This is a genomic window from Castellaniella defragrans 65Phen, from assembly GCF_000612685.1.
In the GTDB taxonomy this organism is placed as follows: Bacteria; Pseudomonadota; Gammaproteobacteria; order Burkholderiales; family Burkholderiaceae_B; genus Castellaniella; species Castellaniella defragrans.
Genome location: NZ_HG916765.1, coordinates 2,235,090 through 2,260,858, shown reverse-complemented (window position 1 = coordinate 2,260,858; position 25,769 = coordinate 2,235,090). Strand labels below are relative to the sequence as shown.

The 25,769-nt window shown below is 69.5% G+C and carries 23 protein-coding genes; 15 read left to right on the top strand and 8 right to left on the bottom strand.

Annotation, left to right across the window (positions count from 1 at the left end; genetic code table 11):
• The first annotated feature begins 306 nt into the window (after nucleotides 1-306).
• From glnA to ntrC, 3 genes are all read left to right on the top strand, one after another.
• Entirely contained in the window at nucleotides 307-1,719 is a 1,413-nt protein-coding gene (glnA, locus tag BN940_RS10090) for a type I glutamate--ammonia ligase (protein ID WP_043682679.1), read from the top strand.
• Nucleotides 1,720-1,730: 11 nt separating this feature from the next.
• Complete coding sequence (gene glnL, locus BN940_RS10085; protein WP_043682676.1) at nucleotides 1,731-2,684, top strand: nitrogen regulation protein NR(II); 954 nt, start codon at nucleotides 1,731-1,733, stop codon at nucleotides 2,682-2,684.
• A 64-nt stretch (nucleotides 2,685-2,748) separates the two neighbouring features.
• Nucleotides 2,749-4,317 carry a nitrogen regulation protein NR(I) gene (gene ntrC, locus BN940_RS10080; RefSeq protein ID WP_043682675.1) on the top strand — a complete coding sequence of 523 codons (1,569 nt, stop codon included), beginning with the start codon at nucleotides 2,749-2,751 and terminating at the stop codon, nucleotides 4,315-4,317.
• A 26-nt stretch (nucleotides 4,318-4,343) separates the two neighbouring features.
• Here the strand turns inward: ntrC and BN940_RS10075 are convergent, their stop codons facing one another.
• Genes BN940_RS10075 through BN940_RS10065 form a run of 3 tightly spaced genes read right to left on the bottom strand, consistent with a single transcriptional unit; the run spans nucleotide 4,344 to nucleotide 7,857 of the window.
• Nucleotides 4,344-5,126, bottom strand: a complete 783-nt coding sequence (locus tag BN940_RS10075; RefSeq protein ID WP_043682674.1) for an ABC transporter ATP-binding protein — start codon at nucleotides 5,124-5,126, stop codon at nucleotides 4,344-4,346.
• A gap of 9 nt (nucleotides 5,127-5,135) precedes the next feature.
• Nucleotides 5,136-6,806, bottom strand: coding sequence for an ABC transporter permease (locus BN940_RS10070; RefSeq protein ID WP_043682673.1), 1,671 nt, complete (start codon nucleotides 6,804-6,806; stop codon nucleotides 5,136-5,138).
• Between the two features lie 10 nt (nucleotides 6,807-6,816).
• Nucleotides 6,817-7,857: a Fe(3+) ABC transporter substrate-binding protein gene (locus BN940_RS10065; protein ID WP_043682671.1), complete on the bottom strand. Its 1,041-nt coding sequence runs from the start codon at nucleotides 7,855-7,857 to the stop codon at nucleotides 6,817-6,819.
• Between the two features lie 270 nt (nucleotides 7,858-8,127).
• Here BN940_RS10065 and BN940_RS10060 point away from each other — a divergent pair, with 270 nt between their 5' ends.
• From BN940_RS10060 to BN940_RS10035, 6 genes are all read left to right on the top strand, one after another.
• Nucleotides 8,128-8,904: a ferredoxin--NADP reductase gene (locus BN940_RS10060; RefSeq protein ID WP_043682669.1), complete on the top strand. Its 777-nt coding sequence runs from the start codon at nucleotides 8,128-8,130 to the stop codon at nucleotides 8,902-8,904.
• A gap of 145 nt (nucleotides 8,905-9,049) precedes the next feature.
• Nucleotides 9,050-9,436 (top strand): Rid family detoxifying hydrolase, encoded by a 387-nt coding sequence (locus BN940_RS10055; protein ID WP_043682667.1) that lies wholly within the window; start codon nucleotides 9,050-9,052, stop codon nucleotides 9,434-9,436.
• 28 nt (nucleotides 9,437-9,464) lie between these two features.
• The gene (gene recG / locus BN940_RS10050) at nucleotides 9,465-11,531 is read left to right on the top strand and encodes an ATP-dependent DNA helicase RecG (RefSeq protein ID WP_148304941.1); all 2,067 of its coding nucleotides are present in this window, start codon (nucleotides 9,465-9,467) and stop codon (nucleotides 11,529-11,531) included.
• A gap of 21 nt (nucleotides 11,532-11,552) precedes the next feature.
• A complete protein-coding gene (locus tag BN940_RS10045; RefSeq protein WP_043682665.1) occupies nucleotides 11,553-12,509 on the top strand; it encodes a LysR substrate-binding domain-containing protein in 957 nt (318 codons plus the stop codon).
• A 92-nt stretch (nucleotides 12,510-12,601) separates the two neighbouring features.
• Nucleotides 12,602-13,129, top strand: a complete 528-nt coding sequence (locus BN940_RS10040) for a Dps family protein (protein WP_043682663.1) — start codon at nucleotides 12,602-12,604, stop codon at nucleotides 13,127-13,129.
• Nucleotides 13,130-13,253: 124 nt separating this feature from the next.
• On the top strand, nucleotides 13,254-14,375 hold the full coding sequence (locus BN940_RS10035; RefSeq protein WP_043682660.1) for a branched-chain amino acid ABC transporter substrate-binding protein: 1,122 nt from the start codon (nucleotides 13,254-13,256) through the stop codon (nucleotides 14,373-14,375).
• A gap of 132 nt (nucleotides 14,376-14,507) precedes the next feature.
• Here the strand turns inward: BN940_RS10035 and BN940_RS10030 are convergent, their stop codons facing one another.
• The 4 genes from BN940_RS10030 to ugpB all read right to left on the bottom strand — a co-directional run bounded on the left by BN940_RS10030 (nucleotide 14,508) and on the right by ugpB (nucleotide 18,770).
• Entirely contained in the window at nucleotides 14,508-15,581 is a 1,074-nt protein-coding gene (locus BN940_RS10030; RefSeq protein WP_043682657.1) for a sn-glycerol-3-phosphate import ATP-binding protein UgpC, read from the bottom strand.
• A 28-nt stretch (nucleotides 15,582-15,609) separates the two neighbouring features.
• On the bottom strand, nucleotides 15,610-16,452 hold the full coding sequence (gene ugpE, locus BN940_RS10025; RefSeq protein ID WP_043682655.1) for a sn-glycerol-3-phosphate ABC transporter permease UgpE: 843 nt from the start codon (nucleotides 16,450-16,452) through the stop codon (nucleotides 15,610-15,612).
• 105 nt (nucleotides 16,453-16,557) lie between these two features.
• A complete protein-coding gene (gene ugpA / locus BN940_RS10020) occupies nucleotides 16,558-17,439 on the bottom strand; it encodes a sn-glycerol-3-phosphate ABC transporter permease UgpA (RefSeq protein ID WP_043682652.1) in 882 nt (293 codons plus the stop codon).
• Between the two features lie 20 nt (nucleotides 17,440-17,459).
• The gene (ugpB, locus tag BN940_RS10015; protein ID WP_043682649.1) at nucleotides 17,460-18,770 is read right to left on the bottom strand and encodes a sn-glycerol-3-phosphate ABC transporter substrate-binding protein UgpB; all 1,311 of its coding nucleotides are present in this window, start codon (nucleotides 18,768-18,770) and stop codon (nucleotides 17,460-17,462) included.
• Nucleotides 18,771-18,969: 199 nt separating this feature from the next.
• On the opposite strand from ugpB, the gene proC reads away from it, so the two are divergent.
• The 6 genes from proC to BN940_RS09985 all read left to right on the top strand — a co-directional run bounded on the left by proC (nucleotide 18,970) and on the right by BN940_RS09985 (nucleotide 24,842).
• On the top strand, nucleotides 18,970-19,803 hold the full coding sequence (proC, locus tag BN940_RS10010) for a pyrroline-5-carboxylate reductase (protein ID WP_043682647.1): 834 nt from the start codon (nucleotides 18,970-18,972) through the stop codon (nucleotides 19,801-19,803).
• A gap of 196 nt (nucleotides 19,804-19,999) precedes the next feature.
• A complete protein-coding gene (locus BN940_RS10005) occupies nucleotides 20,000-21,118 on the top strand; it encodes a high-affinity branched-chain amino acid ABC transporter substrate-binding protein (RefSeq protein ID WP_043682644.1) in 1,119 nt (372 codons plus the stop codon).
• A 93-nt stretch (nucleotides 21,119-21,211) separates the two neighbouring features.
• Complete coding sequence (gene livH / locus BN940_RS10000) at nucleotides 21,212-22,141, top strand: high-affinity branched-chain amino acid ABC transporter permease LivH (RefSeq protein WP_043682642.1); 930 nt, start codon at nucleotides 21,212-21,214, stop codon at nucleotides 22,139-22,141.
• Entirely contained in the window at nucleotides 22,142-23,377 is a 1,236-nt protein-coding gene (locus tag BN940_RS09995; RefSeq protein ID WP_043682640.1) for a high-affinity branched-chain amino acid ABC transporter permease LivM, read from the top strand.
• Complete coding sequence (gene livG, locus BN940_RS09990) at nucleotides 23,374-24,138, top strand: high-affinity branched-chain amino acid ABC transporter ATP-binding protein LivG (RefSeq protein WP_043682637.1); 765 nt, start codon at nucleotides 23,374-23,376, stop codon at nucleotides 24,136-24,138. Before BN940_RS09995 ends, livG begins: the two co-directional genes overlap by 4 nt.
• Nucleotides 24,139-24,140: 2 nt before the next feature.
• Entirely contained in the window at nucleotides 24,141-24,842 is a 702-nt protein-coding gene (locus BN940_RS09985; protein ID WP_043686770.1) for an ABC transporter ATP-binding protein, read from the top strand.
• A gap of 138 nt (nucleotides 24,843-24,980) precedes the next feature.
• Here the strand turns inward: BN940_RS09985 and BN940_RS09980 are convergent, their stop codons facing one another.
• On the bottom strand, nucleotides 24,981-25,592 hold the full coding sequence (locus BN940_RS09980; protein WP_043682633.1) for a glutathione S-transferase family protein: 612 nt from the start codon (nucleotides 25,590-25,592) through the stop codon (nucleotides 24,981-24,983).
• Nucleotides 25,593-25,769 lie beyond the last annotated feature (177 nt).

Genomic DNA, 25,769 nt, shown 5'->3' with positions numbered 1-25,769 from the left:
GGGCCGGTCCCGGGGCGGAGACGCGCCGGGATGTCCGGCCCTTGGCTCCCCGCACCCCGCATCCCGCATCCCGCATCCCCGCATCCATGCACGCGGATTCGCACCGTTCTGGTGCATACACCCGGATCTGCACTAGAATGTGCACCTGAATGGTGCGTCCATGCGCCGAAATGACCGCCCCGGCACCGGCAAAGGGCTCACGCCCCCTGGAATCGCGGCCCTGAAAGTTGGCACGGTCATTGCTAATGAAACCGACGAAGCCTCGGGCTTTCCCCTTTGACGACATGACTTGGCGCAGGAGCTTTTATGTCCACCCCTGAAAACGTTGTGCAGATGATCGCCGAACGCGAAGTGGCGTTCGTGGATTTCCGCTTTACCGACACCCTGGGTCGGGAACATCACCTGACCGTCCCCGCGGGACTGGTGGACGAGGACCGGATGGAATCGGGCGTCGCCTTCGACGGCTCGTCGCTGCCCGGCTGGAAGGGCATCGAGGCCTCCGACATGATCCTGATCCCGGACGCCGGCACGGCCCGCCTGGATCCCTTCCGCGAGGAAACCACGCTGATCCTGACCTGCGACGTGGTCGAGCCGTCCGACCTGAAGGGCTACGACCGCGATCCGCGCTCCCTGGCCCGCCGCGCCGAGGCCTACCTCAAGTCCAGCGGCCTGGGCGACACCGCCTACTTCGGCCCGGAACCCGAATTCTTCGTCTTCGACGGCGTGAGCTGGAACGCGGACATGAGCGGCAGCTTCGTCAAGATTTCGTCGGACGAGGCCGCCTGGTCCAACGCCAGCGAGTCCAACGGCAACAACCTGGGCTACCGTCCCGCCGTCAAGGGCGGCTACGTGCCCGTGCCGCCGATCGATTCCTTCGCCGACATGCGCTCGGAAATGTGCCTGCTGATGGAGCAGATGGGCGTGCCCGTCGAGGTCCACCACCACGAGGTCGCCAACTGCGGCCAGCTGGAGATCGGCACGCGCTTTTCCACCCTGGTGCAGCGCGCCGACTGGACCCAGATCATGAAGTACGTGATCCGCAACGTGGCCCACGTCTACGGCAAGACCGCCACCTTCATGCCCAAGCCCGTGGTGGGCGACAACGGCTCGGGCATGCACGTGCACCAGTCCATCTGGAAGGACGGCCAGAACCTGTTCGCCGGCAACGGCTACGGCGGGCTGTCGGAATTCGCCCTGTACTACATCGGCGGCATCATCCATCACGCCCGCGCCCTGAACGCCCTCACCAACCCGGGCACGAATTCCTACAAGCGCCTGGTGCCGCACTACGAGGCGCCGGTCAAGCTCGCGTATTCCGCGCGCAACCGCTCGGCCTCGATCCGCATCCCCTACGTCAGCAACCCCAAGGCGCGCCGCGTCGAGGCGCGCTTCCCGGATCCCCTGGCCAATCCGTACCTGGCCTTCTCCGCCCTGATGATGGCGGGCCTGGACGGCGTCCAGAACAAGATCCACCCGGGCGACCCGGCCGACAAGAACCTCTACGACCTGCCGCCGGAGGAAGACGCCAAGATCCCGACGGTGTGCTCCTCGCTGGAACAGGCCCTGGAAGCCCTGGACCGCGACCGCGAGTTCCTGACGCGCGGCGGGGTCTTCAGCAACGACCTGCTGGACGCCTACCTGGACCTGAAGGCCAATGAGCTCGACCGCCTGCGCGTGACCCCGCACCCGGTCGAATTCGACCTGTACTACACGCTCTAGCGGGGCCCGGGGTGGACACGTCCGGCCTCGACCTGCTGCGCACCGCGGTCCTGCTGCTGGACGAGTCCCACCACATCCGCCATGCCAACGGCGCGGCGGAGGAACTGCTGGGCCAGTCCCTGCGCCAGCTGGCGGGGCAGCCCGCGCAGCCCTGGCTGGAGGGCTTCGACAGCGTCCTGAAGACGCCGCTGCGCGGCCAGCCCTGGGCCTGGGTGATCGAGATTCCGGTCCATCAGGGCAGCCACCTGGACGACCTGCGCCAGGCCCGCGGCCGCCAGGCCGCGCAGCGCGAGACCCTGCGCAACCTCGCCCACGAGGTGCGCAATCCCCTGGCGGGCCTGCGCGCCGCCGCCCAGCTGCTGGAAATGGAGCTGCCGCGCGACGACCTGCGCGAATACACCCGCGTGATCGTGGCCGAGGCCGACCGCCTGGCCGACCTGGTGACCCGCCTGGCCTCGCCCAGCCAGCCGGCCGCCGCGCCCAGCGTCTTCAACATCCATGAGGTGTGCGAGCGGGTCCTGGCCCTGATCCGCCTGGAGTTCGGCGAGCGGATCCGCCTGGAGCGCGACTACGACGCCTCGGTGCCGGACATGCGCGCCGACCGCGACCCCCTGCTGCAGGCGCTGCTGAACGTGGCGCGCAACGGCGCCCAGGCGCTGGCCGAGACGGCGGACGTGGCCGCTCCGGTGCTGCGGATCAGCACCCGCATCCTGCATCAGCCGGTGCTGGCCGACGGCCAGCACCGCATGGGGCTGCGGATCGCGGTCGCCGACAACGGTCCCGGCGTGCCCGAGGCCCTGCGCGACAAGCTCTTCCATCCCCTGGTGACCGGGCGGGCGCAGGGCACCGGCCTGGGCCTGAGCCTGGCCCAGGAATGCCTGCAGCGCCAGGGCGGCCTGCTGGAATTCGATTCCGCCCCCGGCCGCACCGAATTCCGCCTGCTGCTGCCGCTGGAGGTCGCATGAGCGGGATGCGGGGAGCCAGGGGGCGGGCAGCCGGAAGGCGGGGCATCGAAAGACAGGGAGCCGCATGAACCCGATCTGGATCCTGGACGACGAGCCCGGCATGCGCTGGGTGCTGGAAAAGGCCCTGGACAGGGCCGGCTGGCCGGTGCGCAGCTTCGCCGACGGCGCGGCGCTGAAGGAAGCGCTCGACGCGCTGGAGGGCGCGGAGGACCCGTGCGCGCCGGCCGTGCTGGTGTCCGACATCCGCATGCCGGGCCCCGACGGCCTGACCGTGCTGGCGGCGGTGCGCGCGCGCCTGCCCGGCCTGCCCGTCATCATGATGACGGCCTATACCGACCTGGACACGACCGTGGCGGCCTTCGAGCAGGGCGCCTTCGACTACCTGGCCAAGCCCTTCGACATCCAGGCCGCCGTCGAGCTGATCGGCCGCGCCGCCCAGTCGGCGCCGTCGCGCACCCGGGCCGGCGCCGCGGGGGAAGACTCCGCCGGCGATGCCGGATTCGTGCTGGGCGAGGCGGAAATGGCGCCCTCGCAGTCGCCCGCCATGCAGGACGTGTTCCGCGCCATCGGCCGCCTGTCCCAGTCCGGCGCCACGGTGCTCATCACCGGGGAATCGGGAACCGGCAAGGAGCTCGTGGCCCGCGCCCTGCACCGGCACAGCCGCCGCGCCGCCGGCCCCTTCGTGGCGGTGAACGCCGCCGCGATCCCGCGCGACCTGCTGGAGGCCGAGCTGTTCGGCCACGAGCGCGGCGCCTTCACCGGGGCGGTGCAGTCGCGCCGGGGACGCTTCGAGGAAGCCGATGGCGGCACGCTGTTCCTGGACGAGATCGGCGACATGCCGGCCGAGCTGCAGACCCGCCTGCTGCGGGTGCTGGCCGAAGGCGCCTTCTACCGGGTGGGCGGCGCGCGGCCCGTCCAGGCCGACGTGCGCATCGTGGCCGCGACCCACCAGCCGCTCGAAGAGCGCGTGCGCGCGGGCCTGTTCCGCGCCGACCTGTTCCACCGCCTGAACGTCATCCGCCTGCGCCTGCCGCCCCTGCGGGAGCGCCGCGAGGACATCGAATCCCTGGCGCGGCATTTCCTGGCGCGCAGCGCCGCGGAACTCGGCGTGCCGGTGCGCCGGCCCGATCCCGCCGCGCTGGCGGCGCTGCGCCGCTTCGACTATCCCGGCAACATCCGCCAGCTGGAGAACGTCTGCCAGTGGCTGACGGTGATGGCGCCCAGCGCCGAGGTCGGGCTGGAGGACCTGCCGCCGGAAATCCTGGGCGCCGATGCCGCCGGCGCGGCCGATTCCGCAAGCGGACCGGGCAGCGGTCCCGCTGGAGCCGGTTCCGCCCCTGGCGCCGGCCTCGATCCCGCGCATGCGCCGGGGCAGGGCGGCGCGGCGCGGCCCGACTGGCGCGCCGCCCTGGAGGCCGAGGCGCGCGGCCGGCTGGCCCGCCGCGAACCCTGCGTGATGGACACGCTGCAGCGGGACTTCGAGCGCACGCTGCTGCGGGCCGGGCTGCGCCAGGCCGGCGGCCGCCGAGGCGAGGCCGCGCTGCGCCTGGGGATCGGCCGCAACACCCTGACCCGCAAATGCCGCGAACTGGGGCTCGACGAACCGGACACGGATCGGCCCGACGAGGACTGAAGTCGGGCGCCGGCGTCTCGAACCGCTCAGGCGGCGGCCGGGGGCGCGCCGCGCAGGGCGGCCTGGGCGCGCCGGGCCATCAGGGCCTCGCGCTGGATGAAGGCCGCGATCTCCGGCGTGGCGGGGTGGTGGTGCATGCCGTAGGGCGTGTCCCACTGGGCCAGCCGGCCGGCCTGCAGGATGCCGATCCGGTCCGCCACGGCGAAGGCCTCCGCCTGGTTGTGAGTGACCACCAGCGCCGTGCGCCCCGCCGCCTTCAGCAGGTCGCGCAATTCAAACGCCAGCCGTTCGCGGGCGTCCACGTCCAGGTTGGAGAAGGGCTCGTCGAGCAGCAGCAGCTCGGGTTCGGGCGCCAGCGCCCGGGCCAGCGCCACGCGCTGCTGCTGGCCGCCGGACAGCTCATGGGGGCGGCGCGCCTCCTGGCCCGCCAGGCCCACCAGCTCCAGCAGGGCGCGCACGCGCCGGCCGCGCTCGGCGGCGTCCAGGCGGCGCAGGCCGAAACCGACGTTGGCCGCCACGTCCAGGTGGGGGAACAGCGCGTAGTCCTGGAACATCATGCCCACGCGCCGGTGCTCGGGCTCGACGCGGGCGCCTTCGCCCGACAGCAGGCGCCCGTCCAGCCGGATCGAACCGCCGTCCAGCGGCTCGAAGCCGGCGATGGCGCGCAGCACGCTGGTCTTGCCGCAGCCCGAGGCGCCCAGCAGGCAGGCGATCTGGCCGCGCTCCAGGGTCAGGCTCAGGGCGCGCAGCACGGGGCGCCGGCCGCCGTCGGCGGCGTAGCTCAGGGAAATCCGGTCCAGTTCCAGCATGTCGGGCTCTCAGGCGGCGGGCCGGTCCATCAAACGGGCCAGCAGGATCACGGGCAGCAGGCCGGCGGCGACGATGCCCAGGGCGGCGATGGCGCCTTCCTCGTAGGTGCCGCGCGCGGCCTCGGCGTACAGCCAGGTCGCCAGGGTGTCGAAGTTCAGCGGCCGCAGCAGCAGGGTGGCGGGCAGTTCCTTCATCGCGTCCACGAACACCAGCAGCGCCGAGGCGGCCAGAGCCGGGCGCAGCAGCGGCAGGTGCACGCGCCGCAGCGTGCCGTGGACGTTCTCGCCCAGCAGCCGCGCGGCCTGGTCCAGGGACGGCGGGATCCGGTCCAGGCCCGCTTCCAGCGTCCCCACGGGAATGGCGAGGAAGCGGATCACGTAGGCCAGCGCCAGGGCGGTCGGGGTGCCCAGCAGCACCAGGCCCGCCGGGTCCAGCCCCGCGCCCGCGCGCAGCGCCGCCAGGCCCCGCTCGACCGCCATCAGGGGAAACAGCAGGCCGATCGCCAGGACGGTGCCGGGCAGGGCATAGCCCAGCGTCGCCAGCCGGGGCAGGGCGCGCCGCCAGGCGGCCGCCCGCGGCAGGATGCGGCGGCTCCAGGCGACGACCAGGCCGATGGCCACGGTGGCAGCCGTGGCCAGGGCCGAGACCGTCAGCGTCTGCTCCGCGGCCCGCAGCAGGGCGGGCGAGGGGCCCTGGCCGCCGCCCAGCCGTTCGAGGGCGAGGGCCAGCAGGTAGGCGGCCGGCGCGGCGAAGCCCGCCACGACCGGCGCCAGGCCCAGCAGCGCCGCCAGCCAGCCCGCCGCGCCGCGCAGCCGGCGCGGGCGGATCGGCGCCGCGCGGCGGGCGCCGGTGTAGCGCAGGCGCCGCCGGCCGTGGCGCTCGACCGCGATCAGGACGGTCACCAGCGCCAGGGCCACCAGCGCGATCTGCGCGGCGCCCGCCAGGTCGGAGCGCGTCACCCAGGTGGTGTAGAGGGCCACGGTCAGGGTCTGGACCCCGAGGAATTCGGAGGCGCCGATGTCGTTCAGGGTTTCCAGCAGCACCAGGCACAGGCCCACGGCGATGGCCGGACGGGCCAGTGGCAGGGCCACGTGGCGGAAGGCGCTCCACGGGCCGTGGCCGAGCAGCCGGGCGGCTTCCATCAGGTGGGCCGCCTGGCTGGCGAACATGCTGCGGGTGGTCAGGTAGACGTAGGGATAGAGCACGAAGGCCAGCAGCACGATGGCGCCCGGCAGGCTGCGCAGGTCGGGCAGGCGGAAGTCGCGCGGGCTGGCATGGCCCAGCAGGGCGCGCAGGGCTTCCTGGACGGGGCCGATGGGATGCAGGATGTCCAGGTAGGCGTAGGCCACGACGTAGGTGGGCACGGCCAGCGGCAGCAGCAGCGCCCAGGACAGGATCCTGCGGCCGGGGAACTCGTAGGCCGTCACCAGCCAGGCGGCACCCACGCCCAGGGCGGCGGCCAGCAGGCCGACTCCGGCGAGCAGGCCCAGGGTCTGGGCCAGCGCGTCCGGCAGCACGAAGCGCAGCAGGTGGCTCCAGTGGCCGCCCGCGCCCGCGCCCGCCTGGCCCACCAGGGCCAGGACCGGCGCCAGCACGCCCAGCGCCGCCAGGGCCGTTCCGGCGTGCCAGGGCCAGGTCTGGAACCGGCCGCCCGCCGCCCTGGCGTCCCGCCTTGCCAAGACTTCCCGCCTATCGGTTCAGGCCGACGCGATCGACCAGCTCGCTGGCCTGCTTGCGGTGGCGCGCGATCTCGGTCAGGGGCAGGGTGTCGATGCGCAGGAGGCCGAAGCTCGCCACGGTCGGATCCAGCATCACGCCCGCCTTGACGGGGTATTCGTAGTTGGCCTGGGCGTAGAGGGTCTGCGCCTTGTCCGAGATCAGGTATTCCAGCAACCGGACGGCCTCGGCGCGGTTCGGCGCATGGCGCGCCACGGCGGCGCCGGAGATGTTGACGTGGGTGCCCGGCGCATTCTTGAAGGTGGGCCGGATGACGCGGATGGCGTCGCCCCAGCGGCGGGCGTCGCTGCCTTCGGCCGCGTTCTTCATGTGGCCGGCGTAGTAGGCGTTGGCGATGCCGACGTCGCAGATCCCGCCCAGGATGTCGCGCGCCACGTCGCGGTCGCCGCCGGCGGCGGGGCGGGCCAGATTGGCCTTCACGCCGCGCAGCCATTGTTCCGCGGCCTCGGGGCCGTCATGGGCGATCATCGCGGCGATGAGCGCGGTGTTGTAGGGATGCTGGCCGGAGCGGATGCAGACCTTGCCCTTCCAGCGCGGGTCGGCCAGGTCCTCGTAGTGGAAGGACTTGATGTCCAGGTCCTTGGCGACGTAGGCGACCCGGTCGCGCAGCGACAGGGTGAACCACTGGTCGTCGGCCCCGCGCAGGTACGCGGGGATCGAGGCCTTCAGCGTGGCGGAGTCGACCGGCTGGGTCACCCCGCCGTCCACCAGGTCCAGCAGATTGCCGATGTCCACCGTCATCAGCACGTCGGCCGGCGATTGCGCGCCTTCGGCGCGCACCCGTTCCAGCAGGCCGTCCTTGACGAAGACCGTATTGACCTTGACGCCGGTGTCCTGGGTGAAGGCGGACAGCAGCGGCTCGACGAGCTTGGGCTCGCGGGTGGTGTACAGATTGACCTCCGCCGCCAGGGCGGTGCCCGCCATCAGCGGCAGGGCGGCGGCCAGCAGGGACAGGCGTCGGACGACGGAAGGGGCGCGGAGACGGATGGGCATGGCGGCGGCTCGCTCGAAGAGTTAAAATGAGAATAGTTCTCAAATAGGATCGAAATTTAGCATCGCGTTCAGTTTAAAGCAAGCTGAACGTATTAAAATGCGCCCCGATCCTGGCCCGGCGGCCCGCTTTCGCACGCCATCTTGCGCGAAATCAAGAAAACCCCTGCGCCTCGCAAGGTCCGGCCTTGCGTTTCCCGGCCATCGCCGTACCATCTATTCATACCGGTTCATCCCCGTCCATACCCCGAATCCTGGAGTCCGACCTTCGTCATGGCCGCTTTCAATTCCGAGCAAGTCCTCAGCGTGCGTCACTGGAACGACACGCTGTTCTCCTTCAAGACCACCCGCGATCCCGGCCTGCGCTTCCACAACGGCCATTTCGTGATGCTGGGGCTGGAAGTCGAGGGCAAGCCGCTGATGCGCGCCTACAGCATCGCCAGCGCCAACCACGAGGACAATCTGGAGTTCTTCAGCATCAAGGTCCCCAACGGTCCGCTCACCTCGCGCCTGCAGCACCTCAAGCCGGGCGACATCGTCCTGGTCAGCCGCAAGCCGGTGGGCACGCTGGTGGTCGACGACCTGCGTCCGGGCCGCCACCTGTACCTGTTCGCCACCGGCACGGGGCTGGCGCCGTTCCTCAGCATCATCAAGGACCCGGAGGTCTACGACCGCTTCGAGAAAGTCATCCTGATGCACGGCGTACGCTTCGTCAGCGAGCTGGCCTACTCCGACTACATCCGCCACGAGCTGCCCCAGGACGAATACCTGGGCGAAATGGTGCGCGAGAAGCTGATCTACTACCCCACCGTGACGCGCGAGCCCTACGAGCACCAGGGCCGGCTGACGACGCTGGTGGAAACCGGCCAGCTGTTCACCGACATTGGCCTGCCGCCGCTGGATCCCGCCGTCGATCGCGCCATGATCTGCGGCAGCCCGGCCATGCTGACCGACATCCGCGCCATGCTGGACGCGCGCGGCTTCGTCGCCTCGCCGGGCGTCGGCGAGCCCGGCGACTACGTCTTCGAGCGCGCCTTCGCCGAAAAGTAGGGCGCGGCACTCACCGCTCGGTTCAGGCGCGGCGCGGGTCCGCATCACCTCGAACAGCGGGTGATGCGGGCTCGCGCCGGCTTTTATTTTTTGCTATTGGTCGGTACACTCTGATAGTCTTTCAACCATCACCGAGTCTCCCACCATGAGCAAGGCAATCATCCACACCGATGCCGCCCCGGCCGCCGTCGGCCCGTATTCCCAGGCGGTCAGCGCACCGGCGGGCAAGCTGGTCTTCCTCTCGGGCCAGATCGGGCTGGAGCCCGGCACGGGCGAGCTGGTATCGGAAAACTTCGAGGGCCAGGTCCGCCAGTCCTTCGCCAACATGCAGGCCGTCATCGAGGCGGCCGGCGGCACGCTGAACGACATCGTCAAGCTCACCCTGTTCCTGACGGATCTCAGCAAGTTCGCCAGCGCCAACGCCATCATGGCGGAAATCATTCCCCAGCCCTATCCGGCGCGCTCGACCCTCGGGGTCGCCAGCCTGCCCAAGGGCGCGCAGTTCGAGGTCGAGGCCGTCCTGGCGCTCTGACGCCCCGCCGCCCGCCGGACCGTACGCCGTGACCTCGGCTGGCAAGCCGCGCCGGGCCGCGCCCGGCGCCCGCAAGACGGCGGGCGTCCCGCAGGCCCGCCTGTTCGAGCGGCTGGGCCTGCGCACCCCGGCCGACTTCGCCACGCACCTGCCGCTGCGCTACGAGGACGAGACCCGCATCACGCCGATCGGCGCGGCGCGCCCCGGCGCCCATGCCCTGTTTGAAGGCGAGATCGTGGACAGCGAAATCCGCTTCGGCCCCCGGCGCGAGCTGCAGGCCACGCTGGCCGACGAGTCCGGCCGCCTGGGCCTGCGCTGGCTGCACGTCTATCCCGGCCAGCAGGCGCGCCTGCACGCCGGACGGCGGGTGCGCGCGCGCGGCGAGGTGCGCGCCGGCTATCACGGCCTGGAGATCGTGCATCCTCTGATCACCGAGCCGGGCACCCCGCTGCCCGACACCCTGACGCCGGTCTATCCCACGACCCAGGGCCTGCCGCAGGCCGCCCTGCGCAAGGCCATCGCGCGCGCCCTGGACGAGGCCGACCTGGGCGACACCCTGCCGGCCGCCGTGCGCGAGGCCTACCGGCTGGCCGATTTCGAGCCGTCCCTGCGCCTGCTGCACCATCCGGGACCGGACATTTCCCTGGAATCGCTGGCCGAACACAACCATCCCGCCTGGCGGCGCATCAAGTTCGACGAGCTGCTGGCGCAGCAGCTCGCCCTGGCCGACGCCCGGGCGGCGCGCCGCGCCCAGGCCGCCCGCAGCCTGAAGGGGGACGGCAGCCTGACGGGCCGCCTGCTCGCCGGCCTGCCGTTCGAGCCCACCGGCGCCCAGACGCGCGCCGTGGCGCAGATCGGCGCCGACCTGGCGCGCACGCACCCCATGCACCGCCTGCTGCAGGGCGACGTGGGCAGCGGCAAGACCCTGGTCGCCGCCTTCGCGGCCGCACAGGCCATCGAGTCCGGCGCCCAGGTCGCCGTGATGGCGCCCACGGAAATCCTCGCCGAGCAGCTCTGGCGCAAGCTGTCCGAATGGCTGGCGCCGCTGGGCGTGGCGGCGGTCTGGCTCACCGGCGGCCTGCCGGCCGCCGAGCGCCGCCGGGCCCTGCAGGCCATGGCCCGCGGCGAGGCGCGGCTGGCGGTCGGCACCCAGGCGCTGATCCAGGACAAGGTGGAATTCGAGTCGCTGGGGCTGGTGATCAGCGACGAGCAGCATCGCTTCGGGGTGGGGCAGCGCCTGGCGCTGAACCGCAAGGGCGACCAGGCCCGCTACCGCCCCCACCAGCTCAGCATGAGCGCCACGCCGATCCCGCGCACCCTGGCGATGGCCTTTTTCGCCGACATGGACGTCTCGGTGCTGGACGAGCTGCCGCCGGGGCGCGTGCCGGTGCGCACGCGCCTGTTCGACGACCGGCGGCGCGACGAAGTCCTGGCCCGCGTGGGCGAGGTCGTGCGCGCCGGGCGCCAGGCCTACTGGGTCTGTCCGCTGGTCGAGGAAAGCGAGGCCCTGCAGCTGCAGACCGCCGTCGATACCCACGAACTGCTGCGCGCGGCCCTGCCGGACCTGCGCGTCGGCCTGATGCACGGCCGCCTGCCGGCGCGGGAAAAGTCGGAGGTCATGGACGCCTTCCGCGCCGGCGACATCGACCTGCTGGTGTCCACCACCGTCATCGAGGTCGGCGTGGACGTGCCCAACGCCGGCCTGATGGTGATCGAGCATGCCGAGCGCTTCGGCCTGGCGCAGCTGCACCAGCTGCGCGGCCGGGTGGGGCGCGGCGGCGGCGAGGCCACCTGCGTCCTGCTCTACCAGCCGCCGCTGTCGGCCATCGCCCGCGAACGCCTGCGCGCCATGTACGAGACCACCGACGGCTTCGAGATCGCGCGCCGCGACCTGGCCCAGCGCGGCCCCGGGGAGCTCCTGGGCCTGCGCCAGTCGGGCCAGGCCCTGCTGCGCTTCGCCGACCTGGAATCCGACGAGGACCTGCTGGAGCAGGCCCGCGAAGCGGCCGCCTGGCTGTCGGCCGATTTTCCCGAGCACGCCCGCGCCCACCGGCAACGCTGGATGGCGGGCGCCGACCAGTATCTGCGCAGTTGACCCGACCTGGGGACTTTCACCATGACTCTGACCGAACTGAAATACATCGTCGCCGTGGCGCGGGAGCGCCATTTCGGCCGCGCCGCGGAAGCCTGCTTCGTCAGCCAGCCCACGCTGTCGGTGGCCATCCGCAAGCTGGAGGAAGAACTGGGCGTGGTGCTGTTCGAGCGCGGCGGCGCCGAGGTCGGCATCACCCCCATCGGCCTGCGCGTCGTCGCCCAGGCGCAGAAGGTCCTGGAGGAGGGCGCCAACCTGCGCGAGATCGCCCGCCAGGGGCACGATCCGCTCGAAGGCCCGCTGCGCGTCGGGGTGATCTACACCGTGGGGCCGTACCTGCTGCCCTACCTGGTGCCCGAGCAGATCCGCCGCACCCCGCAGATGCCCCTGCTGCTCCAGGAAAACTACACCACGCGGCTGCTGGAACTGCTGCGCCAGGGCGAGATCGACTGCGCCATCGTCGCCCTGCCGCTGCCCGACACCGGGCTGTCGCAATGCCCGCTGTACGACGAGCCGTTCTACGTCGCCCTGCCGCACGGTCATCCCTGGGCGAAGGAAAAGCAGATCGATTCCAGCCGCCTGAAGGACGAGACCATGCTGCTGCTGGGGGCCGGCCACTGCTTCCGCGACCAGGTGCTGGAAGTGTGCCCGGAACTCTCGCGCTTCTCGGCCTCCAGCGAAGGCATCCAGCGCACCTTCGAGGGGTCATCGCTCGAAACCATCCGCCACATGGTGGCCGCGGGCATCGGCATCACGGTCCTGCCGGCCAGCGCGCTGGGCGTGCGGGGGGCCGAAAGCCGGCTGCTGCGCTTCGTGCCGTTCAAGCCGCCGGCGCCCGACCGCCGCGTGGTGCTGGTCTGGCGCAAGAGCTTCCCGCGCCAGGCGGCCATCGAGGCCCTGATCCAGGCCGTGCGCCACTGCGGCATGCCGGGCGCGACCATGCTCGAAGACCCGGCCCCGCTGGCCGTCGAGGCGGGCTGAGGCCGCGGCGCGCCGGGCGGCGCGGCGATGCCGGGCGCGCGCCGCGCATGCTATTCTGGACCCGTATGACTGACCTTTCAAAGGAGTGTCCCATGGCCAAAGCCGCCAAGAAAACCAGCTCGAAGAAATCCGCCGTCGCGCCCTCCAGCGGCCTGCCGATCGACATCGGCATCTCGGCCCAGGATCGCGCTGCCGTCGTGGCGGAACTCTCCAGGACGCTGGCCGACACGTACACGCTGTACCTGATGACGCACAATTTCCACTGGAACGTGACCGGCCCCATGTTCAGCACCCTGCACCAGCTGTTCATGACCCAGTACACGGAAACCTGGCAGGCGCTGGACGCCATCGCCGAGCGCATCCGCGCCCTCGGCCATTACGCGCCCGGCACCTACGCCGAGTACGCGCGCCTCAGCTCCATCGCCGAGCCCGCCGCCGTGCCGTCGGCCGAAGACATGCTGCGCATGCTGGTCGAAGGCAACGAGGCGGTCGCGCGCACCGCGCGCCGGGCCTTCCAGTGCGCCGACGCCGTCAACGACCAGCCCACGGCCGATCTGCTCACGCAGCGCCTGGACGTGCACGAAAAGAACGCCTGGATGTTGCGCAGCCTGCTGGCCTGACCTCAGATCCGCGCGCCGTTTTGCCGCGGTGCGCAACGCGATATCGGGAAAACCCCCGTACGGCGCAATGACCGCTGTACGGGGGTTTCGTGTATTCTTTTCCAGGTCTTTCACAGGAGGTCTTATGAACGTACGCTTTACGCCGATGGCAGCCGCACTGGGCCTGGCCGCCGGCATGATGCTTTCTTCCGTGGCGCATGCCGATACCATCCGCATCGCCATCGCGGGGCCCTTCACCGGGGCGTTGACGCAGTATGGCGACATGGTCAAGGAAGGCGTGGACACGGCGATCGAAACCATCAACGCCGGTGGCGGCGTGCTGGGCAACAAGCTGGAAGCCGTCGTGATCGACGATGGCTGCGAGCCCAAGCAGGGTCCGGTCGTGGCCAACCGCGTCGTCAATGAAAAGATCCACTACGTCGTCGGCCACGTGTGCTCCGGCGCCACCATCGCCGCCACGCCCGTCTACAACAACGAAGGCGTGGTCATGATCTCCCCGTCCGCCACCTCGCCCCTGGTGACCGACGGCAAGAACTACGACATGATCTTCCGCACCATCGGCCGCGACGACCAGCAAGGTCCCGCCGCCGCGGAATTCATCGCCCAGAAGGTCAAGCCCAAGGCCGTCGCCGTGCTGCACGACAAGCAGTCGTACGGCCAGGGCATCGCCACGGCCGTCAAGGCCGACCTCGAAAAGGCCGGCATCAAGGTCGTCCTGTTTGAAGGCATCAACGCCGGCGACAGCGACTACTCCGCCGTGATCACCAAGCTCAAGTCCGCGGGCGCCGACTTCGTCTACTACGGCGGCTACCACCCCGAAATGGGCCTGCTGCTGCGCCAGGGCGCCGAGCAGGGCCTGCAGGCCAAGTTCATGGGTCCCGAAGGCGTGGGCAACCCGGACATCAACGCCATCGCCGGCCCGGCCGTCGAAGGCATGCTGGTGACCCTGCCCGCCGACTTCACCACCGACCCGGCCAACGCGTCCGTGGTCAAGGCCTTCAAGGACAAGAACCGCAACCCGGGCGGCGCCTTCCAGCTCACCGCCTATTCCGCCGTCGAAGCCATCGCCGCCGGCATCAAGGGCGCGGGCAAGGACGACCCGGCCAAGGTCGCCGCCTGGCTGCACGGCAACTCGGTCAAGACCCCGATCGGCGACATCGCCTGGAACAAGCAGGGCGATCTCAAGTCCTTCAAGTTCGACGTCTTCACCTGGCACGCCGACGGCTCCAAGTCCGTCTTCAAGTAAAAGCCGGTCCATGTCCGGGGCGCCGCGCGGCGCCCCGGACGCGGGAAAACGGCGCAGCCCAACCGGGCCGCGCCGTTTTTTCATGGCCGTCCGCGCGGCCATCCCCGGCCGTCCACGCGGCGCCGGCCGGGTTCAGTCCCCGACGCGCTTCCCGGTTTCGGCGTCGAACCAGTGCGCCGGGTGCTCGCCGTCCGGGCCGGCCGTGATCTCGTCGCCGGCGGCCGGAGGCCGCTGCCGGGTTTCGGACACGGCGCAGCGCAGCACCAGCGGCTGCTCGCCCCAGCGTGCGTGGATCAGCTGCTCCGAGCCCAGGATCTCGACCATCTCGACCCGCGCCCGCAGGCCCGGCGCGCCGAGCACCAGGTGCTCCGGGCGCAGCCCCAGGACCAGGGCGCGCGCGGCCGCCGCGGGCGCGGCCAGGGGCAGGGCGGCGCCGTCCGGGCCGGCCACACGGCCCTGCACATCCACCTCCACCCGCAGCAGATTCATGGGCGGCGAGCCGATGAAGCCGGCCACGAAGACGGTGGCGGGGCGCTCGAAGACCTCGGCGGGCGTGCCGATCTGCTCGGGCACGCCCTTGTTCATGACGACCATGCGGTGGGCCAGCGTCATGGCCTCGACCTGGTCGTGGGTGACGTACAGGCTGGTGGTGCCCAGCCGGCGGTGCAGCTTCTGGATTTCCAGGCGCATCTGCACGCGCAGCTTGGCGTCCAGGTTGGACAGGGGCTCGTCGAATAGGAACACGGCCGGCTCGCGCACGATGGCCCGGCCCATGGCCACGCGCTGGCGCTGGCCGCCGGACAGCTGGCGCGGACGCCGGTCCAGCAACTGGTCCAGTTCGAGGATGCGGGCGGCGTCCTCGACGCGGCGGCGGATCTCGTCGCGCGCGAGGCGGCGGATCTTCAGGCCGTAGGCCATGTTGTCGAACACGCTCATGTGGGGATAGAGCGCGTAGTTCTGGAAGACCATGGCGATGTCGCGCTCGGCGGGTTCCAGCTCGTTGACGACCCGGCCGCCGATGGCGATCTCGCCGCCGGTGACGGATTCCAGGCCCGCCACCATGCGCATCAGGGTGGACTTGCCGCAGCCCGACGGCCCGACGATCACGACGAACTCGCCGTCGCGCACCTCCATGTCGATGCCGTGGATGACGGCCACGCCGCCTGGGTAGGTCTTGCGCACGTCGCGGAAGCTGAGGGTTGCCATGGGGAATGCGCCGTCCTTTTTTCCGAAGCTATTTTTCCGAATCGACCAGGCCCTTGACGAACCATTTCTGCATCAGGATGACGACGGCGGCGGGCGGCAGCATGGCCAGCATGGCCGTGGCCATGACCAGGTTCCATTCCGTCACGCTGTCGCCCCCGGCGATCATCCGGCGGATGCCCACCACCACGGGGTACATGTCCTCGTGCGTGGTGATGATCAGCGGCCACAGGTACTGGTTCCAGCCGTAGATGAACTGGATCACGAACAGGGCGGCGATGCTGGTGCGCGACAGCGGCAGCAGGATGTCCTTGAAGAAGCGCATGGGGCCGGCGCCGTCGATGCGCGCGGCCTCGACCAGCTCGTCGGGCACGGTCAGGAAGAACTGCCGGAACAGGAAGGTGGCCGTGGCCGAGGCGATCAGCGGCAGCGTCAGGCCGGCGTAGCTGTTGAGCATGCCCAGGCCGGCGACCACCGCGTAGGTGGGGGCGATGCGCACTTCCACCGGCAGCATCAGGGTGACGAAGATCATCCAGAAGCACAGCATGCGCAGGGGAAAGCGGAAATACACCACGGCGAAGGCCGACAGCATGGAGATGGCGATCTTGCCGATGGCGATCGCCAGGGCCATGAAGGCGCTGATCCACAGCATCCGGCCCACGGGCGGGGTGTTGATCGCGCCGCCCTTGAGCACGGCCCAGTAGTTTTCCAGGAGATGCGGGCCGGGGATCAGGGACATCGGCGCCCGGGCGACCTCCTGGGCGGTCTGGGTGGAGGCCGTGAAGGCCACGTACAGCGGGAAGGCGATCACCGCCACGCCCAGGATCAGCGTGAGGTGCGAGACGATGTCCAGCAGCGGGCGGCGTTCAACCATGGGCGCCTCCGGAAAGGGCGGGACCGGCCGCCGTCGAGGGTGGGCCTTGCATCGGCGGCGCACCCCGCATGAGCAATGCGCTTCGCATCGGCGGTTGACCTCGCATCAGTAGTTCACCTTGCGGTCGACGTAGCGGAACTGCAGCGCCGTCAGGCCGATGACGATCAGCATCAGGATCACGGACTGGGCGGCGGAGGCGCCCAGGTCCAGGCCCTTGAAGCCGGCGTTGTAGACCTTGTAGACCAGGATGTCGGTGGCGTGTCCCGGCCCGCCCTGCGTCACCACGTCGATCACCGCGAAGGTGTCGAAGAAGGCGTAGATGAAGTTGATCACCAGCAGGAAGAAGGTGGTGGGCGAGAGCAGCGGAAAGACGATGGTGAGAAAGCGCCGGACGGGGCCCGCGCCGTCGATGGCGGCGGCCTCGATCAGCGAGCGGGGGATGGACTGCAGGCCGGCCAGGAAGAACAGGAAGTTGTAGGACACCTGCTTCCAGACCGAGGCGAAGACGACCAGCGCCAGGGCGTCGGTGCCGTCCAGACGCGGGTTCCAGTCGAAGCCGAGCTGCGCCAGGTAGACCGCCAGGATGCCGACCGAGGGCGAGAACAGAAACAGCCACAGCACCCCGGCGACCGCCGCCGCGACCGCGTAGGGCCAGATCAGCAGGGTCTTGTAGATCCCCGCGCCGCGCGCCACGCGGTCGGCCATCACGGCCAGCACGAGCGAGATCGCCAGCCCGCCGAAGGCCACCAGCGCCGAGAACCAGAGCGTGGTGCGAAACGAGTCCAGATAGTCGGCGCTGGCGAACAGCTCGGCGAAGTTGTCCAGGCCGGCGAACTGCGAGGACAGGCCGAAGGGGTCTTCCAGGCGGAAGGACTGCCACAGCGCCTGGCCCGCCGGCCAGAAGAAGAACACCAGCGTGATGGCGAGCTGCGGCGCCAGCAGCAGCCAGGGCAGGCTGCGGTGGCGGAAGACGACCCGTTTCTCCATGAGCGCGGCCGGCCCCGGGCCTACTTGACGCTTTTCTCGAAGCGTTCGAGCAGGGCGTTGCCCTCGGCGGTCATCTTCTTCAGGCCGTCCCCGGGGCTGGTCTTGCCGGCGAAGATCTGCTCCATGGTGCTGTCCTCGATGTCGCGGATCTGCGGCAGGTAGCCCAGCCGGATGCCGCGCGAGTTGGCGGTGGTGGCGGCATCGAGCTGTTTGACCGCAATTTCCGTGCCGGGATTCTTGTCATAGAAGCCGGATTCCTTGGTGGCCTGGTAGCCCGCCTTGGTGACGGGCACGTAGCCGGTGCCCTGGTGCCAGGCGGCGGCCTGCGCGGGGCTGGACAGGAACTTGAAGAACTTGATCACGCCCTTGTAGGCGGCGTCGGACTTGCCGGAGAACACCCACAGCGAGGCGCCGCCGATGATGGAGTTCTGCGGCGCGCCCTGGACGTCGGGGTAGTAGGGCAGGGTGCTGGTGCCGAAGGCGAAGCCGCCGGTCTTGATGATGGAGGCGCGCATGCCGCTGGAGCCTGTGTACATGCCGCACTTGCCCGAGGTGAACAGGGCGTTGCCCGCGTCGCCGCGCCCGCCGTAGGTGAAGGTGCCGGCCTTGGCCATGTCGGCCAGGAAGCCCAGATGCTTGCGGAACAGCGGGCTGTCGAGCTGCAGGCGCGCGTCCAGGCCGCCGAAGCCGTTGTCCTGGCTGGCGTAGGGCACGTTGTGCCAGGCGGCGAAGTTTTCCAGCAGGACCCAGGACGGCCAGGCCGAGGAATAGCCGCATTCCATGCCGGCGGCGCGCAGCTTTTTCGCGGCGTCGGCCACCTCGGGCCAGGTCCTGGGCGGTTTTTCCGGGTCCAGGCCGGCCTTCTGGAAGGCGTCCTTGTTGTAGTACAGCACCGGCGTGGAGCTGTTGAAGGGCATGGACACCAGCTTGCCGTCCGGCGACGAATAGTAGCCGGCCACGGCGCCCAGGAAGGTGGACGGATCGATGGGGTCGCCGACGGCCTCGGACAGCGCCTGGACGGGCTTGATGGCGCCCTTGGCGTACATCATGGTGGCGGTGCCGACCTCGAAGACCTGCAGGATGTCGGGCGCGTTGCCGGCGCGGAAGGCGGCGATCCCGGCGTTCATGGATTCGCCGTAGTTGCCCTTGTAGACGGCGTGCACGACGTAGTCGGACTGGCTGGCGTTGAAGTCCTGGGCGAGCTTGGCCACGCGTTCGCCCAGCGGACCTTCCATCGAGTGCCAGAAGGTGACGTCGGTGGCGGCCTGGGCCGTGCCCGCGCCGGTCAGCAGGGCGGCCAGCGCGGTCGCGCGAAACAAGGAAAAAGACATGGTGGTCTCCTGTGGTTGTGCCCCCGATCCAGCCCGGGTGGCGGCGGGAGGGGATTATAGGAAGCCATTGTGATCAGCTTATGACGGCTTTGGCAATCCCTGATTTCCTTGCTTTTCTTTTCGTTTCTCGCGCGTTTTCTTTCTGATGCCCCGCGCAGGGCTTTCTATGTGATGGCGCTTGTCCGTACAATGCCGGGTCATGAAAACCGAACTTTCTCTCGCCCTCATCGGCGGCGGCAACATGGCCAACGCCCTGGCCAGCGGCCTGATCGGCCGGCGCTGCGCCGCCTCCAGCGTCCACGTCATCGACCCCGGCGAGGCCGTCCGCGCGCGCTGGGACGCGCTGGGCACCACCACGGCGGCGGCGCCCGATGGGCGCCTGTCCGAATGCCGCGTCTGGTTCTTCGCCGTCAAGCCCCAGATCATGGCCGAGGTCGTGCGCCAGTGCCGCCCCTGGCTGCGCCCCGGCACCCTCGTCATCAGCATCGCCGCCGGCATCCCCGGCGAGGCGATCGCCCGCTGGATGGGTTCCGCTGCCGAGCCCTACGCCCGGGTCGTGCGCTGCATGCCCAACACGCCCGCGCTGATCGCCAGCGGCATGACGGGCATGGCGGCCCTGGACGGCGTGGACGAAGCCGACCGCGCCCTGGCCGAGGAGCTGCTGCGCGCCGTCGGCCAGGTGATCTGGGTGCGCGACGACGCCGCCATCGACGCCGTCACGGCCGTCTCCGGCAGCGGGCCGGCCTACGTCTTCCTGTTCCTCGAAGCCCTGATCGCGGCCGGGGTCGAGCAGGGCCTGACGCTGGAGCAGGCGCGCCAGCTGGCGCTGGGCACCTTCCACGGCGCCACCCAGCTCGCAACGCTGTCGCCGGACTCGCCCGCGGTGCTGCGCGAGCGGGTGACCTCCAGGGGCGGCACCACGGCGGCGGCCCTGGCGGTGTTCCAGGAGCGCGGCCTGTCCGGCATCATGCGCGAGGCGGTCGCGGCCGCCGCCCGCCGGGCGGGCGAACTGGCGCGCGAATTCTCGGGTTGATCCGTCCCCGAATAATCCGGGAAAGCGCATCGTCACGTTCCGTCATAAGGGATTAACCGTAGTGACACCCCCGGGGCGAGCCGTCAGAATACGCGTGCCGCTCAGGGCGGAAGCACAACCAAGGCTTGGCGCTCCTGGCTTCGACCCCGACCGGGTTGTTGAAATTGCCAACGGCGCCTCTACCGGAGACTATCGAATGAAGTTCACACTGCGCATCACCCCCTGCATCCTCGCATTCGGAGCTCTGGCTCTGGCTGCCGGCGCCCATGCCGACACGCTCAAGATCGGCATTCCGCAGCCGATGACGGGCCCCAACACCCAGTACGGCGACCAGATCCAGGCGGGCGCGCTGACGGCCATCGATGCGCTGAACGAAACCGGCGGCATCAAGGGCATGAAGATCGAGCCGCTGCTGATCGACGACGGCTGCGAGCCCAAGCAGGCCGTGCCGGCCGCCAACCGCGTGGTCAACGCCGGCGCCAAGTTCGCCGTGGCCCACGCCTGCTCCGGCACCACGGTGCCCGCGGTCAACGTCTACGAGCAGGAAGGCATCGTCGCCATCACCCCGGGCGCCACGTCCCCGCTGGTCACCGACACCATCAAGCCGCACTTCTTCTTCCGCACCATCGGCCGCGACGACCAGCAGGGTCCCTTCGCCGCCGAATACATCGCCAAGCAGCTCAAGCCGAAAAAGGTCGCCATCCTGCACGACAAGCAGACCTACGGCAACGGCGTGGCCACCCAGGTGCAGAAGGCCCTGGAAAAGGACGGCGTGAACATCGCCATGTTCGAGGGCATCAACGTCGGCGACAGCGACTACTCCGCCGTGATCTCCAAGCTCAAGGCCCTGGGCCCCGACCTGATCTATTTCGGCGGCTACCACCCCGAACTGGGCCTGCTGCTGCGCCAGGCGCGCGAACAGGGTCTGGAAACCCAGTTCATGGGCCCCGAAGGCGTGGCCAACAAGGACCTCGCCGCCATCGCCGGCCCGGCCGTGGACAAGCTGCTGGTGACCCTGCCCGCCGACTTCACCAAGCGCAAGGGCAACGAGCAGATCCTGGAGCAGTTCAAGAAATACCAGCGCAGCCCCGACGGCGCCTTCACCATGACGGCCTACGCGGCGGTCCAGGTGCTGGCCGACAGCATCAACGCCGTCGGCGCCGACCCGGCCAAGGTCGCCGACTACATGCACGGCCACAGCTTCGACACCGCCATCGGCAAGGTCGACTACGATGCGAAGGGCGACCTCAAGCACTTTGAATTCGCGGTCTTCCGCTGGGATGCCAACGGCAACCTGACCCAGATCCAGCCCTGACGGGCTCGGCCGGCCCCGGCGCGCGCCGGGGCCGCTGCGGTTCTTCCGGGCGCCCGCCGCCCGGCCGTCTTCTCGTCTCACTCCCCCGACATTATGTCCGACCTGCTTCCTCTATTGACGCAACAGCTGTTCAACGGCTTGTCGCTGGGCGCCATCTATGCCCTGATCGCCATCGGCTACACCATGGTGTACGGCATCATCGGCATGATCAACTTCGCCCACGGCGAGATCTACATGATCGGCGCCTACGTCGGTCTGGTCACGCTCTCGGCCATCGGCGTGGGCAGCGGCCTGCCGCTGCCCCTGATGGTGCTGATCATGCTGATCATGGCCGTGCTGGTGACCGCGGTCTACGGCTTCGCCGTCGAAAAGATCGCCTACGCGCCGCTGCGCGACAGTCCCCGCCTGGTGCCGCTGATCTCCGCCATCGGCATGTCGATCTTCCTGCAGAACTGGGTGGCCACCGGGCAGGGCGCCCGCGACATGGCCGTGCCGGCGCTGATCACCGGGTCGTTCAACTTCACGGTGGGGGATGGCGACTTCAGCGTGACCGCGCCGTATTCCCGCATCCTGATCATCGTGGTCACCGTGCTGATGATGATCGGCCTGACGCTGTTCATCAAGTATTCGCGCACCGGCCAGGCCTCGCGGGCCTGCTCGCAGGATCTGCGCATGGCCAACCTGCTGGGCATCGACACCGGCCGGATCATTTCCATCACCTTCGTCATCGGCGCCATGCTGGCCGCCGTCGGCGGGGTGCTGATCGCCCTGGCCATCGGCAAGCTGAACCCGTTCATCGGCTTCATCGCCGGCATCAAGGCCTTCACCGCCGCGGTGCTGGGCGGCATCGGCAGCATTCCCGGCGCCATGCTGGGCGGTGTGCTGCTGGGCCTGGCCGAGACCTTCGCCGCCGCCTTCATCTCCTCGCAGTACAAGGACATCGTCGCCTTCCTGCTGCTGGTCTTCATCCTGCTGTTCCGTCCCACGGGGCTGTTGGGCAAACCCGAGGTGGAAAAAGTCTAAATGAATCAGAATCTCAAGAATGCAGCGATCGCCTCGCTGCTGGCGGGGGTGATCATTGCCCCCGTGTATGGCCTGCAGATCCTGCGCCGGGGCCAGGAAACCTATCTGCAGCCCGACTGGAAGATGATCCTCGGCGGCATGCTGGCCGTCTTCGTGGTCCAGATCCTGAACGCCTGGCTGCGCCAGCGCCGGGCCGGCAAGGCCGCGGCGCCCTCGCGGTTCCGCATTCCCGCCATCAGCGACAAGTTCCGCCACCGGGCGATCCTGGTGCTGGTGCTGTTCGCGCTGGCCTGGCCCTTCTTCACCGGGCGCGCCCAGGTGGACATCGCCACGCTCGTGCTGATCTACGTCATGCTCGGCCTGGGGCTGAACATCGTGGTGGGCTTCGCCGGCCTGCTCGACCTGGGCTTCGTCGGCTTCTACGCCACCGGCGCCTACACCTACGCCCTGCTGTACCACTGGGCCGGCTGGGGCTTCTGGGAAGCGCTGCCGTTCGCCGGCCTGGTGTCGGCCTTCTTCGGCTTCATCCTGGGGTTCCCGGTGCTGCGGCTGCGGGGCGACTACCTGGCCATCGTGACGCTGGGCTTCGGCGAGATCATCCGCCTGCTGCTCATCAACCTGACCCAGTTCACCGGCGGCCCGGACGGCATCTCGGGGATCCCCAAGCCGTCCTTCTTCGGCTACCAGATGGTGCGCCGCTCGACGGACGGCACGCCCACCTTCCATGAGCTGATGGGCTGGTCCTTCAACAGCCAGGACGTGGTGATCTACCTGTACCTGATGGCGCTGGTGCTGGTGCTGTTCACCCTGTACTTCACCAGCCGCCTGATCCGCATGCCGATCGGGCGCGCCTGGGAAGCCCTGCGCGAGGACGAGATCGCCTGCCGCTCGCTGGGCCTGAACCCGCGCAACATCAAGCTCTCGGCCTTCACCATGGGCGCCATGTTCGCCGGCTTCGGCGGGGCGTTCTTCGCCGCGCGCCAGGGCCTGGTCAATCCGGAATCCTTCACCTTCATCGAATCGGCGCTGATCCTGGCCATCGTCGTGCTGGGCGGCATGGGCTCCCAGCTCGGGGTCATCCTGGCCGCCGTGCTGCTGACCGTCATCCCCGAGATCGCGCGCGAATTCGCCGAATACCGCATGCTGATCTTCGGCCTGGTCATGGTCGTCATGATGATCTGGCGCCCGCAGGGCCTGCTGCCGGTGAAACGTCCGCAAGTGGAATTGGAATCATGAGTGAAACATTGCTGAAGGTCAGCGGACTGACCATGCGGTTCGGCGGCCTGCTGGCCGTCGACCAGGTCGAATTCGACGTGCGCCGCGACGAGGTCTTCGCCATCATCGGCCCCAACGGCGCCGGCAAGACCACCGTGTTCAACTGCGTGGGCGGCTTCTACAAGCCCACCACGGGCGAGATCGTCATGGACGGCAAGGCCATCACCGGCATGCCCAGCCACAAGGTCGCGCGCCACGGCCTGGTGCGCACGTTCCAGAACGTGCGCCTGTTCAAGAACCTCACCGTGCTGGAAAACCTGATGGTGGCGCAGCACACCCTGATGGAAACCGGCCTGCTGCAGGGCCTGTTCAAGCTGCCCTCCTATCGGCATTCCGAGACCGAGGCCAAGAAACGCGCGGTCCAGTGGCTGGATTTCATGGGCATCCGCCAGTACGCCAACCGCGAGGCCGGCAATCTCGCCTACGGCCACCAGCGGCGCCTGGAAATCGCCCGCTGCATGATCACCCAGCCGCGCCTGCTGATGCTCGACGAGCCGGCCGCGGGCCTGAATCCCCAGGAAAAGCGCGACCTGCAATCGCTGATCGACCAGCTGCGGCGCGAATTCGGCGTGGCCGTGCTGCTGATCGAGCACGACATGAGCCTGGTGATGGGCGTGTCCGACCGCATCCTCGTCATGGAGCACGGCAAGCCCATCACCACCGGCCTGCCCGACGAAGTCCGCGCGGATCCCCGCGTCATCAAAGCCTATCTGGGGGAATGACCGTGCTCAAGCTCGAAAACGTCAGCACGTTCTACGGGGCCATCCAGGCCCTGAACGAAGTGTCCGTGGAAGTCAACCAGGGGGAAATCGTCACCCTGATCGGCGCCAACGGCGCCGGCAAGACCACGCTGCTCATGTCGGTCTGCGGCAATCCGCGCGCCCGCTCGGGCAGGATCACCTTCCTGGGCGAGGACATCACCCAGCAGTCCACGCACATCATCATGCAGCGCGGGATCGCCATCTCGCCGGAAGGCCGGCGGGTGTTCCCCGACCTGACGGTGGCGGAAAACCTCAACATGGGGGCGTTCTTCCTCAACCGCGCCCAGACCGAAGAAGGCATGGAACACGTCTTCGACCTGTTCCCGCGCCTGCGCGAGCGCGCCAACCAGCGCGCCGGCACCATGTCCGGCGGCGAGCAGCAGATGCTCGCCATCGGCCGGGCGCTGATGACGCGGCCCAAGCTGCTGCTGCTCGACGAGCCCACCCTGGGCCTGGCGCCGCTGATCATCGCGCAGATCTTCGACATCATCCGCACCATCCGCGAGGAAGGCGTGACGGTGTTCCTGGTCGAGCAGAACGCCAACAAGGCCCTGCAGGTGGCCGACCGGGGCTACGTCCTGGAAACCGGCAAGGTCGTGCTGGCCGACACCGGCGCCAACCTGCTCAGCAACGACGAGGTCCGCAAGGCGTACCTCGGCGCCTGAGCCGGCTGCGGCATCGCGTCGCGGTCCTCCGCGCCCGCGCCGAACGGCGATCGGCCCCGTCTTCCGGCGGGGCCGATTTTCATTGTGCCGATTTTCATTGGCCTGTACGCAGGACCGCCCGCAGGGGGCTGTCCCGAGTCAGGCCAATCCCTGATCCTTCAGCGCGGCCTGAACGCCGGCGTCGGCGCGCATGCGGGCCTGGAAGCGGCGCAGCTCGTCCAGGCCGGCGAGCGGAATCTGCTTGGCGTCCGCCCACATCAGCAGCACGAACAGGTAGGCGTCGGCCACCGAGCGCCTGCCGGTCAGCCAGTCGCGGCCGCGCAGGCGCTCGTTGACGATGGCGAACAGGCTCTGCAGCTTCTCGGCCGCCTTGCCGGCCACGACCTGGCCCAGGGCCTCGTCGCCGCCGGTGTAGTAGCCCGGGCCGAAGACCAGGGAAAAGGTCTTGTGCAGGTCGGAATTGCACAGGCCCAGCCAGCGGTGGGTCTCGGCGCGTTCGCGCGGGGTGTCGCCCAGCAGCCGGGCCTCGGGGTTGAGCTCGGCCAGGTAGTTCAGGATGGCGGCGCTCTGCGTCAGGACGAAATCGCCGTCCACCAGGGTCGGGACCGCGCCGGTCGGGTTGAGCGCCAGGTAATCGGCTTCCTTGATCTGCTCGCGGGTCAGGCGGACGGTCTCGTAGGGCTTGCCGATCCATTCGAGCACGATGTGGGTGGCCAGGGGGCAGGCGCCGGGGAAATAGTAGAGTTTCATGGTGTTTGATGTTTCAGGAGCAGGGCGGGTTCGCCTTGCTTTTTATACCACCACGGACGCCGGCGCGGGTTGAAGCATCCCCCCGCCTCACCGCTTGCGAGCGGTTCGGATTCGTCAGGCACCGGGCAGTCCGCGGGGACCGCCCGGTGTCCGGACTCGTCCATGGGGTAGACTACA

Bases quoted from the DNA above. Each gene is read 5' to 3' on its own strand.
- glnA (WP_043682679.1), top strand. From the start codon at position 307: ATGTCCACCCCTGAAAACGTTGTGCAGATGATCGCCGAACGCGAAGTG.
- ntrC (WP_043682675.1), top strand. From the start codon at position 2,749: ATGAACCCGATCTGGATCCTGGACGACGAGCCCGGCATGCGCTGGGTG.
- BN940_RS10075 (WP_043682674.1), bottom strand. From the start codon at position 5,126: ATGCTGGAACTGGACCGGATTTCCCTGAGCTACGCCGCCGACGGCGGC.
- BN940_RS10065 (WP_043682671.1), bottom strand. From the start codon at position 7,857: ATGCCCATCCGTCTCCGCGCCCCTTCCGTCGTCCGACGCCTGTCCCTG.
- BN940_RS10060 (WP_043682669.1), top strand. From the start codon at position 8,128: ATGGCCGCTTTCAATTCCGAGCAAGTCCTCAGCGTGCGTCACTGGAAC.
- BN940_RS10055 (WP_043682667.1), top strand. From the start codon at position 9,050: ATGAGCAAGGCAATCATCCACACCGATGCCGCCCCGGCCGCCGTCGGC.
- BN940_RS10045 (WP_043682665.1), top strand. From the start codon at position 11,553: ATGACTCTGACCGAACTGAAATACATCGTCGCCGTGGCGCGGGAGCGC.
- BN940_RS10040 (WP_043682663.1), top strand. From the start codon at position 12,602: ATGGCCAAAGCCGCCAAGAAAACCAGCTCGAAGAAATCCGCCGTCGCG.
- BN940_RS10035 (WP_043682660.1), top strand. From the start codon at position 13,254: ATGAACGTACGCTTTACGCCGATGGCAGCCGCACTGGGCCTGGCCGCC.
- BN940_RS10030 (WP_043682657.1), bottom strand. From the start codon at position 15,581: ATGGCAACCCTCAGCTTCCGCGACGTGCGCAAGACCTACCCAGGCGGC.
- ugpE (WP_043682655.1), bottom strand. From the start codon at position 16,452: ATGGTTGAACGCCGCCCGCTGCTGGACATCGTCTCGCACCTCACGCTG.
- ugpA (WP_043682652.1), bottom strand. From the start codon at position 17,439: ATGGAGAAACGGGTCGTCTTCCGCCACCGCAGCCTGCCCTGGCTGCTG.
- ugpB (WP_043682649.1), bottom strand. From the start codon at position 18,770: ATGTCTTTTTCCTTGTTTCGCGCGACCGCGCTGGCCGCCCTGCTGACC.
- proC (WP_043682647.1), top strand. From the start codon at position 18,970: ATGAAAACCGAACTTTCTCTCGCCCTCATCGGCGGCGGCAACATGGCC.
- BN940_RS10005 (WP_043682644.1), top strand. From the start codon at position 20,000: ATGAAGTTCACACTGCGCATCACCCCCTGCATCCTCGCATTCGGAGCT.
- livH (WP_043682642.1), top strand. From the start codon at position 21,212: ATGTCCGACCTGCTTCCTCTATTGACGCAACAGCTGTTCAACGGCTTG.
- BN940_RS09995 (WP_043682640.1), top strand. From the start codon at position 22,142: ATGAATCAGAATCTCAAGAATGCAGCGATCGCCTCGCTGCTGGCGGGG.
- livG (WP_043682637.1), top strand. From the start codon at position 23,374: ATGAGTGAAACATTGCTGAAGGTCAGCGGACTGACCATGCGGTTCGGC.
- BN940_RS09980 (WP_043682633.1), bottom strand. From the start codon at position 25,592: ATGAAACTCTACTATTTCCCCGGCGCCTGCCCCCTGGCCACCCACATC.